General features: G+C 37.8%; 10 protein-coding genes and 1 tRNA gene. 5 read left to right on the plus strand and 6 right to left on the minus strand.

Annotated elements, in window-relative coordinates:
* Positions 1 to 888 precede the first annotated feature (888 nt).
* From Q0X66_RS13660 to Q0X66_RS13675, 4 genes are all read right to left on the minus strand, one after another.
* On the minus strand, positions 889 to 1,476 hold the full coding sequence (locus Q0X66_RS13660) for a Maf family nucleotide pyrophosphatase (protein WP_297707312.1): 588 nt from the start codon (positions 1,474 to 1,476) through the stop codon (positions 889 to 891).
* A 4-nt stretch (positions 1,477 to 1,480) separates the two neighbouring features.
* Complete coding sequence (locus tag Q0X66_RS13665; protein WP_297707313.1) at positions 1,481 to 2,008, minus strand: HAD hydrolase family protein; 528 nt, start codon at positions 2,006 to 2,008, stop codon at positions 1,481 to 1,483.
* Entirely contained in the window at positions 1,992 to 2,756 is a 765-nt protein-coding gene (locus tag Q0X66_RS13670; protein ID WP_297707315.1) for a Rossmann-like and DUF2520 domain-containing protein, read from the minus strand. Before Q0X66_RS13670 ends, Q0X66_RS13665 begins: the two co-directional genes overlap by 17 nt.
* 151 nt (positions 2,757 to 2,907) lie before the next feature.
* Positions 2,908 to 3,306 carry a hypothetical protein gene (locus tag Q0X66_RS13675; protein ID WP_297707317.1) on the minus strand — a complete coding sequence of 133 codons (399 nt, stop codon included), beginning with the start codon at positions 3,304 to 3,306 and terminating at the stop codon, positions 2,908 to 2,910.
* Between the two features lie 160 nt (positions 3,307 to 3,466).
* On the opposite strand from Q0X66_RS13675, the gene ccsA reads away from it, so the two are divergent.
* The 4 genes from ccsA (at position 3,467) to bshB1 (ending at position 10,264) form a co-directional block, all read left to right on the plus strand.
* Positions 3,467 to 6,640, plus strand: coding sequence for a cytochrome c biogenesis protein CcsA (gene ccsA, locus Q0X66_RS13680; protein ID WP_297707319.1), 3,174 nt, complete (start codon positions 3,467 to 3,469; stop codon positions 6,638 to 6,640).
* A gap of 257 nt (positions 6,641 to 6,897) precedes the next feature.
* Positions 6,898 to 8,307 carry an MATE family efflux transporter gene (locus Q0X66_RS13685; protein WP_297707321.1) on the plus strand — a complete coding sequence of 470 codons (1,410 nt, stop codon included), beginning with the start codon at positions 6,898 to 6,900 and terminating at the stop codon, positions 8,305 to 8,307.
* Between the two features lie 36 nt (positions 8,308 to 8,343).
* A complete protein-coding gene (locus Q0X66_RS13690) occupies positions 8,344 to 9,522 on the plus strand; it encodes an aminotransferase class I/II-fold pyridoxal phosphate-dependent enzyme (RefSeq protein WP_297707323.1) in 1,179 nt (392 codons plus the stop codon).
* A gap of 19 nt (positions 9,523 to 9,541) precedes the next feature.
* The gene (gene bshB1 / locus Q0X66_RS13695) at positions 9,542 to 10,264 is read left to right on the plus strand and encodes a bacillithiol biosynthesis deacetylase BshB1 (RefSeq protein ID WP_297707325.1); all 723 of its coding nucleotides are present in this window, start codon (positions 9,542 to 9,544) and stop codon (positions 10,262 to 10,264) included.
* On the opposite strand, the gene Q0X66_RS13700 is transcribed toward bshB1, so the two are convergent.
* Entirely contained in the window at positions 10,261 to 12,351 is a 2,091-nt protein-coding gene (locus Q0X66_RS13700; RefSeq protein WP_297707327.1) for a tetratricopeptide repeat-containing sensor histidine kinase, read from the minus strand. The two genes, bshB1 and Q0X66_RS13700, sit on opposite strands and share 4 nt — an antisense overlap.
* A 257-nt stretch (positions 12,352 to 12,608) precedes the next feature.
* On the opposite strand from Q0X66_RS13700, the gene Q0X66_RS13705 reads away from it, so the two are divergent.
* A tRNA-His gene (locus Q0X66_RS13705) sits at positions 12,609 to 12,684 on the plus strand.
* Between the two features lie 110 nt (positions 12,685 to 12,794).
* Here Q0X66_RS13705 and Q0X66_RS13710 read toward each other — a convergent pair.
* Positions 12,795 to 14,265, minus strand: a 1,471-nt coding sequence (locus tag Q0X66_RS13710) for a M28 family peptidase (RefSeq protein WP_297707329.1), incomplete at its 5' end; no start/stop codon positions are given.

Consider the following 14,265-nt stretch of genomic DNA (forward strand, 5'->3'; position numbering starts at 1 on the left):
AGTTTCCCTTGTTTAATTAGAATACTTACCACTACATCTTCAGACTTTCTTTCCTGATCAATCACAGTTACGTTCCTGATTAAGATATTTTCTAAATCATTTATCACATCCTGAGTTATCCCAAAAAAAGGGAGCATCATAAGCATTGTTATAAAGAGAAACTTAGGCCTTATCATTACGATCTATTTGTTATTAAAAACGAATCTTTATTTTATTCAACAGGTTTAGGCTGTCGTAATGTCCGGCTTCCATTCTAGACATCTTACCCCTGGTCTATACTATACACAAAGTTAAGGGCCAAAAGGCACGGCTCTGATGATCAGCTTATAACGCATTTTCCTATCATTTTTTTCAGGGAGGAATTGCATTATTGGCGGACTTCGCCGGTAATCCTCCCAAACCATACGCGGCCTTTGTGTCGGTTTTATCCGTGGGAACCGCGAAGGCCCCAATAACCAATAAAACCAATCTCGCACTGAAATTTTAACTTTTTAAAATATTCACCCAAAAATCTGTTTCATTTTCGAAGATTAATGGATCTTCAATTAAAAATCAAAGATAAAATAATTTATATGTTTACACAGTCAGCTAAGGCATCTCCAATATTATTTAGTTCACTCTATTTTTACTGAATTTCAATATTTGATTAAAGAATTATGCAGCATATAGGTAAATGTACTGTAACGCAAATTGCATTCTGCTGATTTGATTAAACTTAGTTGGGATGTTTTATTAGTGAAGGCACTGACTGAATGACTAATAATTATGTCAATGATCAGGAATGAACGTGCAATAACTGAGAGTAGTAATTTTTAATTAATAGTGTATGATTTTTACAGGTTTGTGGTCAAAATTAATCAACAGTCTCATATTCTTGAAGTTATTCACTCAACCCATCATCTCCATTATGGTTTTATATACCAGTTGGGTAGGCAATCCTACAACATTGGTATATGATCCTTTAATTTCCTCGATCCCAATTAACCCAATCCAGTCCTGGATGCCATATCCCCCGGCTTTGTCAAAAGGTTTATATTCTTTGATGTAATAGCGGATCTCCTCGTCAGTCAAATCCTTGAACTTTACTTTCGTACTGCTACTAACCAATCGTTGATCATTGGTGCGGGTGAAACAAACCGATGTAATGACTTCATGCCAATCGCCAGACATTGATTTTAACATTAAATAGGCCTGCTTTTCATTTACAGGTTTCCCTAAAAACGTATCCTTGTGCCAAACAACAGTATCTGAAGTTATTAGTAAGTCATTTGCCTTAAGCTCTGCCAGAAAGGGCGCTGCTTTTAGTTTGGAAAGGAAATTAGCAATATCTGCTCCCTTTAAATGTTCGGGAAAGATTTCATCAACAGGCTTTAGGCGGACTTCAAAATTGAGGCCAAGTTTTTTAAAGAATTCCTGCCTTCGCGGGGATGCGGAAGCCAGGATGATATGGAATTTCTTTACTTTTTCAATTATCATGGGGCTAGTCGTTGGCGGCGCTGAAATTAGTATACCAATCGCCACGTACTTTCAGGACTTGTTCAATGACATCTCTCACACATTCATCCCCACTATGCCTGTGTGATATATAATTACATATCTCTTTGACTTCCTGAACGGCATCTTGCGGGCAAGCAGCGATAGCGGCTAGTTTCAAAGCCGGAATATCCGGAAGGTCATCACCCATGTAAAGTACATTTTCAGGGTCTATCTTGTGCTTGGACAAATACTCTTTTAGGGGCGCTTCCTTCATGGATGCCCCAAGATAAACATCTGTTACGCCAAGCCCTTTTAGTCTTATGCTCACACCTTCATTTGTGCCCCCTGAGATTATGCAGACATTATATCCTTTTTGTAGCGCCGTTTTAAGAGCATATCCATCTTTTACGCTCATTTTACGGAGCAATTCTCCTTCTGAGGTAATTAGTACATTTCCATCAGTAAATACTCCATCTACATCAAAGACGAATGTTGTAATATCCTTTAAAATTTTTTTATAGCTTGTTCCCATGGGTTTTTTGAATTGAATTACTTATCACAGAATAAATATCCCGGTAATTTTTATTATTTAAAAGTTCTAACTGCTGTTTCATCGTGAGTTTGTCATTCCGAATAGCAGGTCCTGTCTGAGCATTTAAGACCGGCGTTTGAGTTGCTTTTTTGGCTGTTTCTAAAATTAGTTGATTCAGAATAGTAAACGGAACTTCAGCCTCATTACAAATTTCGTTTCCAATATGATATAAATGATTTGTAAAGTTGTTTACAAATACCGCAGCCAGATGCACTAATTTTCGCTGATCAGAGGTCATTATTTGTACCTGATTAGAAATGGTATTTGCAAGCTCCGTAAGAACATCATAGTCTTCACTATTTTCCGCCTCAATACAAATTGGTACTGCGCTGAAGTCAATTTTACGCTCTTTGCTGATAGTCTGCAAAGGATAAAAAACACCTCTTCTCACTGATGGCGGGAGTACCGATAAAGGCATGGTTCCTGAAGTATGTACAAGAAGTCCCGATTTATTTTTAAAATGTTGTGCTACAGTCTTTATGGAATCATCATTTACAGCGATAATATAAATCTTTGAATCTAAAATATGTTCAAAATTTGTTGCTGTATTCGGACAATTTTTAAAAGGCGTTAATTTTTTTTTATCGCGTCCTATGACCTGAATTATTTTAACCCCCTTTTTGTTATCTAAAGCAGTAAAAAGCTGTTGTGCTACATTCCCCGTGCCAACTATAACTATAGTAATCATAGTGCTAAAATAAGGATATAATTAATTTCATTTCTGTATACTAAATGCAATTTTACAGTATTTGTTAAGGGTATGGAAAACTAAAAAAAATGTTTTGTCTGCAACAAAAAAGGCAGTCTAATAGACTGCCTTTAAATGGAGGAAATTGGTTTTAGGCACATGAAATAATAACAGCATGCGTATGGCCATCATCGTTTGAAGAAGTTACAGTAATGGAATCATTTGTTTGCAAACTATTAAAATTGTCAGCTGAGATTGTTAAACTGTGATTATGTGTACCGCTGCCCATAATAGAATAGGTTTTTGCGACGCCGTCGTTCACATCAGCTGCAGAGACTTCTAAAGTATGTCCGTGATTACCGCCAATTGCATTTGTTGTACCATTCTCAAGACAATTGGCTTCCCCCGGTAAAGGATCTGGATCAGGTAAAGAATCAGGATCAGGACTTCCTGATCCATCATCGGAACTAGAACATCCGATTAGAGAATAGGCGGGGATGCCAATTAGCAATAAGCCCGCCGTTTTTTGAATAAATGTTTTTCTTTCCATTTTTCATAGTTTTAATTATTTTTTCTTTAAGTTATAAAAAATCTGGGAGTTAAGTTCTTAACACCTCTTTTTTATTCATATAATAGTGTATGTTAATACTATTCTTATCTACTTAAAATATCCTATTTTTGCCTCCTGAATTCAAAATTATCTCAATAGGATGAAAGAGCTGTTTAAGAAGATTTTCTTTTCTACCCGTTTGACCGCAGTTCTTTTCATTGTTTTTGCTACCGCCATGGCATTTGGCACCTTCATAGAGAGTTGGTACAGCACTGAAACTGCAAGAATCTGGATCTATAATGCCACCTGGTTTGAGTTGATCATGGTGTTTTTTGTAATCAATTTTATTGGTAATATTTTTCGTTATCGACTGTTGCGCAAGGAAAAATGGCCTGTTTTAACACTCCATATCTCCTGGATTCTAATTATTTTGGGCGCCTTTGTTACCAGATATATAAGTTTTGAAGGTATGATGCCTATCCGGGAAGGGAGAACAGAAAATGTTTTCTATTCAGATAAAACCTTTCTTACCGTATTTATTGATGGAGAAATAGAAGGGGAGCCTAAACGAAAAATTCTTGAAGACGACCTTATCGTAACTCCGGAAGCCATAAAATCTAATCTACCCTGGACATCCGATTTTAATGGACAAGAGGTTACCATTGCTTATGACAGTTTCATTCAAGGAGCAAAAAACGACCTAATACCGGATACTAAAGGAGCTTACTATTTAAAAATAGTGGAAGCCGGAGATGGCAACAGGCATGAACATTATCTCGAAAATGGGACGGTAGCGAATATCCATAATATTCTTTTTTCGTTGAACAAGGAAACGGAGGGTGCTGTAAATATAATTACTACCGACAGTATTTATCAAATTAGATCACCTTTCGAAGGGAGCTTTATGAGAATGGCAGATAAGTTTCAGGGCAAGGTTCTAAAAGACAGTTTGCAGGAGCTTCAGTTACGATCTCTTTACAATATGGGGGGGATGCAATTTGTTTTACCTGAGCCACTTGTTCAGGGCTCTTATGGGGTTGTAAGTGTGTCGGAAAATGAAATTACACCAGCCACCCAGGACGCCCTGGTTCTCAAGATAAGCAGCAATGGTGAAACGGTTACGAAAAAATTGTTGGGAGGCAAGGGTTCCAGTAATTATTCAGATAAATTCAAAGTAGGGGGTTTGGATTTTAGTCTTCGATATGGATCAAAAGTTTATCAATTGCCATTCAGCATTAAACTGAACGATTTTATTGCCGAGAAATACCCCGGAACTGAAAAAAGCTATGCCTCTTTTATGAGTAAAGTTACGGTGGAGGACGAACGGCCATTTGATTATGATATTTTTATGAATCATATTCTTGACCATAAGGGATACCGGTTTTTTCAGGCAAGTTTTGATCCGGATGAACGTGGAACCGTTCTTTCAGTCAATCATGATTTCTGGGGCACATGGATTACCTATATGGGGTACTTTTTATTATATACTGGCTTAATGGGGATTATGTTCTTTGGCAAAACCCGATTTAAGGAGTTGACTCTGGGGTTAGATAAATTAAAGAAGCAAAAGGCAGTAGCTTCCGTTATAATGCTTTTTGGAGTTTTAAGTTTAAATGCCCAGGTAAAACCTCAGAACGGGGACCATAATCACCAAAATACCCCAAGTCAGCAGCAACTAGATTCCCTGTTAGAATCTTCTACTGTTACTAAAGAGCATGCGGCGAAATTTGGAGAATTGGTCATCCAGGACGATGGTGGAAGAATGAAACCGTTAAATACGTTTTCTTCAGAACTACTTCGTAAACTGAGTTTTAAGGATAAATATAAAGACCTGAATGCCGATCAGGTATTCTTATCCATGATGTTAAACCCGGCCCTATGGTACAATACAGAGTTTATAGCCCTCGATAAAAAAGGGCAAAATGATAGCCTCCGGGGTATAATAGGAGTAGAAGGATCTCAGAGATACGTAAAAGCGACCGATTTTTTTGACTCCAAAGGGGCTTATAAACTAGCGCCATATTTACAAGATGCTTATGCCACAAGCACTCCGGATAAATTTCAACAGGATTACAAAGATGTCGATTTACGCCTTGGGCTATTAAACAGGGCACTTAGTGGAGAAATTATAAAAATCTTCCCTTTGTTGAATGATGAGAATAATAAATGGGTGTCTGCCGTAGAATACAGGTCGGGGCAATACAAAGTATCTGACTCACTTTATGCGAATTTTATCAAAAATGCTGTTCCGTATTATTTGCATTCTCTCCAAAGTGCAATAGCAAATAAGGATTATACCGAAGCAGATAAACTACTGGCTGCATTTCATCAGAACCAACAAAACCATGGTAGCGAGGTGCTTCCATCAGAAAATAGGGTAAAGGCAGAAATTATTTATAACAAGCTCGATATTTTTAATCGCCTCTATAAATACTATGCCCTTGTTGGTATCCTTATGTTCTTTGTTCTTGTGTTTACAATTTTTAAGGAAAGAAGGATATGGAATATAGCCACATACTTATTTAAAGGAATAATTTATATATTTTTTATCTGGCATACGTCCGGATTAATCATGCGCTGGTATATTTCCGGGCACGCTCCCTGGAGTGATGCCTATGAAAGTATTCTCTATGTTTCCTGGGCTACAATGGGCATGGGGTTACTTTTAGGGCGGAAAAATAATATGACCATTGCAGCATCGGCCTTTGTTACTTCCATGCTATTGTGGATTGCACATCAAAGCTGGGTTGATCCGTCAATTGCAAATCTGGTCCCTGTTTTAGACAGTTACTGGCTAATGATACATGTGGCCGTTATCGTCGGCAGTTACGGGCCGCTTACCGTTGGGATGATTCTTGGAATAGTATCTCTTTTGTTAATTATTCTAACCAATGCCAGGAACAAGGAGCGGATGGAATTAAACCTGAAAGAACTCACAATAATTAATGAACTTTCCATTACCGTGGGACTTATAATGCTTACCATAGGAAACTTTCTCGGGGGGCAATGGGCCAATGAAAGCTGGGGACGATACTGGGGCTGGGATCCTAAAGAAACCTGGGCTCTTATTTCAATTATGGTATATGCCTTTGTAATACATACCAGACTGGTGCCGGGTTTACGTGGAAGATGGACATTCAATTTTCTAACCATCCTTGCTTTTGGAAGCATTATGATGACCTATTTTGGGGTAAACTTCTATTTGGTTGGGCTTCATAGTTATGCCAGTGGGTCTCAGGTAATTACTCCTGTCTTTATTTGGTATACACTATTTGGGGTATTATTGTTAGGAGGAATCAGCTATTGGCGATATAAGTTGAATTACATTAAATAAGTATTCATACGATTCACAATGATTCTGAAGGACCGGAGAAGCTAGATTAGGAAATAGCTGAATTAGAGCAATCTATGAAGTAATTCTACCATATGATTCATTTTTGTATTTCCCGTAATATTTGCATCTTTGTTTAATCATGAAGTACTAGAAATTATGTTAGCAATAAATGTCATAGGGGTAGTTACCGAAAAATAATCTCCATCCCCGGAAGATTATAAGACATTTCATTCTTCAATTAATATGATTTCTTTAAAATGACACATCAGAATAAAATTACTTTCAATAAGCTTTACAGGTATTTTATAATAGCCATTACCGGAAAAGAAACCGAATTCACTACGGGTAGTATCCGCAAGGCAGTTTTTATGCTTTCCATACCCATGATCCTTGAGATGATGATGGAATCTATATTCGCTATTGTTGATATAGCCTATGTATCCAGGGTAAGTGTAAATGCGGTAGCCACAATAGGCCTTACTGAATCTGTTATAACCCTGGTATATGCAATTGCCATTGGCCTTAGTATGGCTGCAACTGCCGTTGTAGCAAGAAGGGTAGGTGAGAAAGACCTTAAAGGCGCCAGGCAAGCCGCTATGCAGGCAATACTGTTGGGGATAGCAGTGGCTGTTTCTATAGGCGTAGTGGGGTTTCTTTATTCAAAGGAAATATTGGCACTTATGGGTGGGGAACCCGACTTAATTGCAGAGGGCTATGGGTATACTAAATTGCTGATTGGAGGCAATATCACAATAGTTTTACTTTTTTTAATCAATGCCATTTTCCGAGGGGCAGGGGATGCCTCTGTTGCCATGTGGACATTAGTTCTATCTAACGGACTTAATATTATTCTGGATCCTATTTTTATTTTTGGTTGGGGTCCCATTCCCGAATTTGGTGTTATGGGAGCAGCAATAGCTACAAATATTGGCAGAGGTACCGCTGTAATTTTCCAGTTGGGGATCTTATTTTTTGGATGGAGCAGAATTAAATTAGCCGTTAGTGATATCGTATTAAGAACAGGAGTAATGCTTAATCTTATAAAGGTTTCCCTGGGAGGTATCGCTCAATTTTTGATAGGGACTTCTAGCTGGGTCTTTTTAATGCGGTTAATGTCCGAATTTGGTAGTGAAGTTTTGGCGGGATATACCATTGCCATCAGGGTAATGATGTTCACTTTTATGCCTGCATGGGGAATGAGTAATGCCGCGGCTACATTGGTTGGCCAGAATTTAGGCGCGAAACAGCCCGAAAGGGCGGAGAAGTCGGTTTGGATTACCGGAAAATATAATGCCTACTTTATGCTGGCTGTTTCTTTAATCTATCTCTTTTTTGCTCCTGAAATAATAGGCCTTTTTACTAATGTTACCAGCGTTGTTGAGAATGGGGCACTTTGCCTGCAGGTTGTTGCTGCGGGTTATATCTTTTACGCTTATGGGATGGTTGTCTCTCAGGCTTTCAATGGGGCAGGAGACACAAAAACGCCCACAAAAATTAATCTTATTGCTTTTTGGGGATTTCAATTGCCCTTTGCTTACCTGGCTGCAATTACATTTGAATTAGGTGCTCTGGGCGTGTTTCTGGCCATAACATTAGCTGAGGTAATGCTGTCTGTTATCGCGATCATCTGGTTTAGAAAAGGCCATTGGAAAAAAGTTCAGGTATAGCCTATTTTTGTAACTTTAGTCATTAATAGAATTTGTATGAAACAGAACAATAAGGGGATTAATACTATTTGCACCCATTTTGGTGAATTAAAGGATAAGGAGTACAAAGGGGCTGTTTCTCCCTTGTATATGAGTACCTCATATGCATTTGATGATGTGGATATTAAAAGGTATCCAAGATATTTCAACACCCCAAACCAAAAGGCCTTGTCACAAAAAATAGCAGCTCTGGAACACGCAGAGGATGCAATGATATTTGGAAGTGGAATGGCCGCTGTAAGTACCGCGCTTCTGGCATTTTTAAAGACTGGTGATCATGTGGTACTACAAAATATGTTATATGGGGGAACACACAATTTGGTAACAAAACAATTTGAAAATTTTGGGATATCCTATTCTTTTACTGAAGGCCTGAAACCAATAGATTTTGAAGCAAAAATCAAGAAAAATACCAAGGTTATTTATATTGAAACACCATCGAATCCTTTATTGACTATCACTGATCTTGCGGCTGTTGCAAACATTGCTAAAAAGTACAACTTAATCTCCATGATAGACAATACGTTTGCCAGCCCGGTAAATCAAAACCCAATTGATTTTGGTATTGACGTGGTTATCCACAGTGCCACAAAGTATATGGGAGGACATTCAGATATTTGTGCAGGTGCCATTGCGTCATCCAAAGTAAATATGGAGCGTATTTTCCAATTAGCAATAAACCTAGGAGGTAGTCTTAGCGATTATACCGTATGGCTGTTGGAACGCAGTATAAAGACCATGGGTATTCGTGTCAAAAGTCAAAATGAAAATGCGATGAGGCTTGCCGAGTATTTGCATGGAAATGCGGATATTAAGCAGGTTAATTACCCCGGTCTGACCTCCCATCCGGATCATGCTTTAGCTAAATCACAAATGAACGGTTTTGGAGGGATGCTTTCCTTTGAACTTAAGGAATCAATTAATGCTACTGATTTTCGAAAAGCACTTAAACTTATTAAATCTTCCATGAGTTTAGCAGGTATAGAGAGCACAGTGCTTTCGCCAACACAGACTTCACATGCCCTGCTATCGGCAGAAGATCGATACAAGCAGGGAATTGCCGATGGGTTAATACGCTTTTCCTTAGGTATAGAAGAAGCGGAAGATCTGATAGCAGATATTGAACAGGCTTTAAAAAAAGTAAAAGCGAAACAACCTGCTTTAAATAACCAATAAATTACCATAAAAATATTAAATGAAGTTAGACATTCTAGTTTTTGGAGCACATCCTGATGATGCGGAGTTAGGAGCCGGAGCAACCATAGCCAAAGCAACCGCAAATGGTAAAAAAGTAGGTATTATTGATTTGACCAGAGGGGAATTAGGTACCAGGGGTACTGCCGAAATCCGGGATAAAGAGGCCGAAAATGCGGCAAGAATATTAGGGATTTCAGTAAGGGAGAACTTAGAATTCGCCGATGGTTTTTTTACGAATGATAAAATCCATCAAATGGCGGTAATTCAATTAGTGCGAAAATATCAGCCAGATATAGTATTATGTAATGCAATAGAAGACAGGCATATAGATCATGCCAAAGGAAGTAAATTGGTAAGTGATGCTTGTTTTCTGAGTGGGCTGATAAAAATAGATTCAAAGTTACCCGGGGATGACCAATGGCAGTTACACTGGCGGCCAAAACAAGTTTATCACTACATTCAATGGAAAAACCTGGAACCTGATTTGGTTGTTGATGTATCTGGATTTATTGACATAAAAATGAAAGCTATTTCGGCTTATGCCTCACAATTTTATGATCCGGATAGTAAAGAACCCAATACACCAATTAGCAGTAAAAATTTTACGGATAGTATTGCTTACAGAGCAAGGGATTTAGGGCGTTTGGTTGGTGTTGAATACGGAGAAGGGTTTACTGCGGAACGTCATATAGGGGTTAAAAATCTTTGGGATATTTTTTAAACTGCCTTGCTATAACTTTTCTCTCTTTTGGGGAGTGTGAAAAAGAAGCAAGAACCTTTGCGCAGTGCACTTTCCACCCAAATACTGCCGCCATTCTTCTCTACCATTTCTTTACATAGAGATAGTCCTAGACCTGTCCCTTTTTCGTTATCTGTACCGTAGGTAGTGATATTTGAATTCTTCTCAAATAAATTCTTTACTGTAATTTTATCCATTCCTACTCCTGTATCTCTTATAGCAACTTCCCATAAATTATCTCGCTCACGTGCCGATATAGTTATCATCCCGTTTTGTGGAGTGAATTTTAAAGCATTACTGATAAGGTTCCTCACAACAATATCAATCTGATTACTATCGGACCATGTAAGTGTATTTTCCGTAAGCTCGCTTACAATTTTTATAGATTTCTTTTTAGCAATTTCAGATAGTAATTTAATATTTTCAGAAACCAGTGATTCCAGAGCCATAAGAGAAGGCTTGGTTACAGCACCGTTCATCTGGGTATTGCCCCAACTTAGTAGATTATTTAAGGTAAATGAAACGTGATCAACATCTTCCCTTAATTTAGGAACAAATTCTAAAAATTCATCGGTCTCAATATCACCATCAGAATAAAGCCTTAGTAGTTCTTGCAGGGCGCCAACGGGACCTCGAAGGTCATGTCCTATTATGGAGAACAATTTAGTTTTTGTTTCATTACTTTCCTGCAACTCAGATTCTCTTTTTTCCAGAACTTCTTTTTTAGCCTCTAATTCCCTATTAAGTCGTTTCTGGATATTCTCTGCCCGATATACCAAAACTATAATTATCATAAAGACTACCAATATGGAGAATGCAGCTATGATATACCGCTGTTGTTTTGCCAATGCTTTATCATTTTCTTCAATGAGCAATTGCTTTTGTAGATCATATTCAGACTGGGTTTTTAACATGGTCAAACTCTTCTTATTCTCATTTCTGGATAAGGTATCAGAAAGTGTTTGATAGAGTTCGTGGAAATTTAAAGCCTGATCGAAGTTCTTTTTATTTTTATTTATTCTGTAAAGAGTATAAGCACATTTTTGAGTCCCTTCCATGAACTGTATTCTGTCGGATATTTCATAGGCCCGAAGCGCTATATTTTCTGAAAGACTATCCTTGCCCTGCCCTAAATATGCCTCGGCCATTCCGTTAAAGAGGTCAATCTTACCGCGGTCGTCATCCAACTCTTTATGCAGCAATTCGCTCTGGTTGTACCAATAAAGAGCCCATTTGTACTTGTTTTCTTTTAAATATATTTTGCCTTTTATTTCATAGGTAAAAGCCAACCAATCCATAATTTTATGTTTTTCAAAAATGGCAAGGCTTTTATTTATATTAAACATGGCATAGTCTAGTTTACCCATATCCGCATAGGTTGAAGCCAAATTACTCAAAGTCTCTGCAATGATTATCTCGTTACCCAGTTCCCCGTTAATTTTCTTTACTTTTTTGTAAAAATCAAGAGATTGTTCATAATCTTTTTGGGAGGCATATAAATTAGCGATGTTTTCATTCATAATAGACAACATCCTTTTATTGCCAATTTCTTCTGCAATTTCGATAGCATTAAGGTATCCCGTCAAAGCATGGGCATAATCTCCTTTGTAGGCATTTTCGGAGGCCAGGTTATTCATAACGCGAAGGCTCAAATTTTTATTTCCCAATTCTTTAGCAATATCAAGACCTGCACTATAATTAAAAATTGCATTATCTGAATCACCTTTGTCAGAGTAGTAATCACCAAGGCGCAGTCTTGCTTTACTTTCGCCTTCCTTATAACCCGAATCTATACTAAGTTGAAGAACTTCATTGGAGAGTAGAAAAAGGCTATCTGTATTATAGTATCTGAGTTGATGCCCTAAATCGCTCAAAAGGTCTATATATACAGTGTCCTTTGGGGAAAAGTCTTTTCGTGACCTAAGTTCCCTAATACTGTCTATGTATTTTTTTTGCAGTTCCTGCTGAGCATTAGCATTTGAAATACTGCAAATAACGAGTATTACAATTGCAGCATGCTTAATGATGTCTTTATAATGGGTCCGGATGTAGGTCAAAATTAAGGGCATGGGTTACTAACCAATTCTCGAAATAAAATTACATCTGTGATGCCTAATGGTCTAATTTATGTTGTGAAACGCCAAATATTGTGTGTTTTATCTGCTATATTGTGTATTTCATCGGTATTTTTAAATATAATAATGATTTTTCGATGAGCACTTGCGATTTTGGCTTGAGGTTTAAACCATGATATAGCACTAAAAATTTCAGGAGTTTAGTTTGAAACAATGGGTAAAAAAAATTACCTTTGCCAGCGCTTGCAAATGGTGGTTGTAGCTCAGCAGGTTAGAGCGCTGGATTGTGGTTCCAGAGGTCGCCGGTTCGAACCCGGTCTTCCACCCTTATTAGTTTTCTAAAGCCCTGTCATAAATGATGGGGCTTATCTTTTAAGCTTATTTCGATTAGCCTGGAATTTGGAAAAGAATTAATTATTCCTACTATATTTTAATCTTTACTTAGATGGGGTAACATCTACCTCAATACGCACATCCCTGTTCGCAATTTCCCAGGCAGTAAAGAAGACCAGTCGCGTGCGGTTTTCCAGTAAGTCATAGTTTATTTTATTAGGGGTGTCCCCGGGTCTGTGATAATCTTCATGGGTACCACTAAAATAAAAAATGACAGGAATATTATTTTTCGCAAAATTGTAATGGTCGCTCCGATAATAAAAACGATTGGGATCATTTTCATCGTTATAGGTATAATCAAGGTTCAGCTGTGAATATTTATCATTGATTTCTTCGGATAGGTTATGAAGTTCCGTACTTAATTTATCTGAACCAATGAGATACACGTAATTACCGTTGCTCTCATGTTTAGGATCAATACGCCCTATCATATCTATATTAAGGTTGGCAACAGTTTGAGACAAAGGAAATACAGGGTCATTATCTGTATAGTATTTTGATCCAAGTAATCCTTTTTCTTCACCGGTAAAATGCAGGAATACTATAGATCTTTTTGGTCCGTTTCCCGTATCTGCAGCCTGTTTAAAAGCTTCGGCAATTTCTAGCATAGCAACTGTTCCGGAGCCATCATCATCTGCACCATTATTAATGTCACCATTATCATTGACTCCAATATGATCTAAATGTGAAGATATGACTATAAACTCATCAGGTTTTTCAAAACCACGAATAATTGCCGCAATATTTTCAGACGATACGGCCTCATTATTACTTTTAATGTTAAAAGATATCGGCTGTGGAATTATTCCTGAATTCTGTGCTTCCTTTATGGCAGGGAATATATTTTTAATCATGGTTTCACTAAGGAAAACTAATGCGGCATCGTATTCTTCAACCTTAATTTCCATTTTCATTTTATCACTCCCTTTCAAATAGTCATAATATCTTTTATAACGGCCGTAATTGTCCGGATCATAATATAGTACCCCTTTGGCTCCTTTATCTCTGGCCAATTTTAATCTGGCTCCTGCAGCATCAGACTTATTACTCCAAACAGATTTTTCAGAACTGCCTGAAATCAAGTAGGTGCCGTCTTTTTTCACAGGCTCCCCTGCCTTAATTAAAATAAGTTTTCCCGATACATCCAATCCTTCATAATCTGAGTACCCCGTGTCTTCAATCCCATAACCTGCATAAATAATTTCGTTGAAATTTCCTTCAATAGGTGTAAATGTTAAAAAATCGGTTCCTAACTCATATTTAGTCGCTCCCGCCATTATGGAGCCCACAGGCAATTTGGGGAATACCAAAGGAACTTCCTGCAAATAATCACCATCCTCTTTAGCCGCCGGGACTCCCATTGCCCTATAATTGGCCTGCAAATAGTCCACCGCTTTTTTTTGTCCGGGTTGACCTGTTTCTCTACCCTGAAACTCATCTGAAGCATAGATATACAAATGTTCTTTTAATTCCTTCTCTGTTATTGTTTCTGCATAGACCTGCGGATCTGCTATT

This window comes from uncultured Eudoraea sp., from assembly GCF_947260015.1.
GTDB lineage: Bacteria > Bacteroidota > Bacteroidia > Flavobacteriales > Flavobacteriaceae > Eudoraea.

Coding starts and splice junctions, on each gene's coding strand:
- Q0X66_RS13685 (WP_297707321.1), top strand. CDS start 6,898: ATGACACATCAGAATAAAATTACTTTCAATAAGCTTTACAGGTATTTT.
- bshB1 (WP_297707325.1), top strand. CDS start 9,542: ATGAAGTTAGACATTCTAGTTTTTGGAGCACATCCTGATGATGCGGAG.
- Q0X66_RS13660 (WP_297707312.1), bottom strand. CDS start 1,476: ATGATAATTGAAAAAGTAAAGAAATTCCATATCATCCTGGCTTCCGCA.
- Q0X66_RS13675 (WP_297707317.1), bottom strand. CDS start 3,306: ATGGAAAGAAAAACATTTATTCAAAAAACGGCGGGCTTATTGCTAATT.
- Q0X66_RS13690 (WP_297707323.1), top strand. CDS start 8,344: ATGAAACAGAACAATAAGGGGATTAATACTATTTGCACCCATTTTGGT.
- Q0X66_RS13670 (WP_297707315.1), bottom strand. CDS start 2,756: ATGATTACTATAGTTATAGTTGGCACGGGGAATGTAGCACAACAGCTT.
- Q0X66_RS13665 (WP_297707313.1), bottom strand. CDS start 2,008: ATGGGAACAAGCTATAAAAAAATTTTAAAGGATATTACAACATTCGTC.
- Q0X66_RS13700 (WP_297707327.1), bottom strand. CDS start 12,351: ATGCCCTTAATTTTGACCTACATCCGGACCCATTATAAAGACATCATT.
- ccsA (WP_297707319.1), top strand. CDS start 3,467: ATGAAAGAGCTGTTTAAGAAGATTTTCTTTTCTACCCGTTTGACCGCA.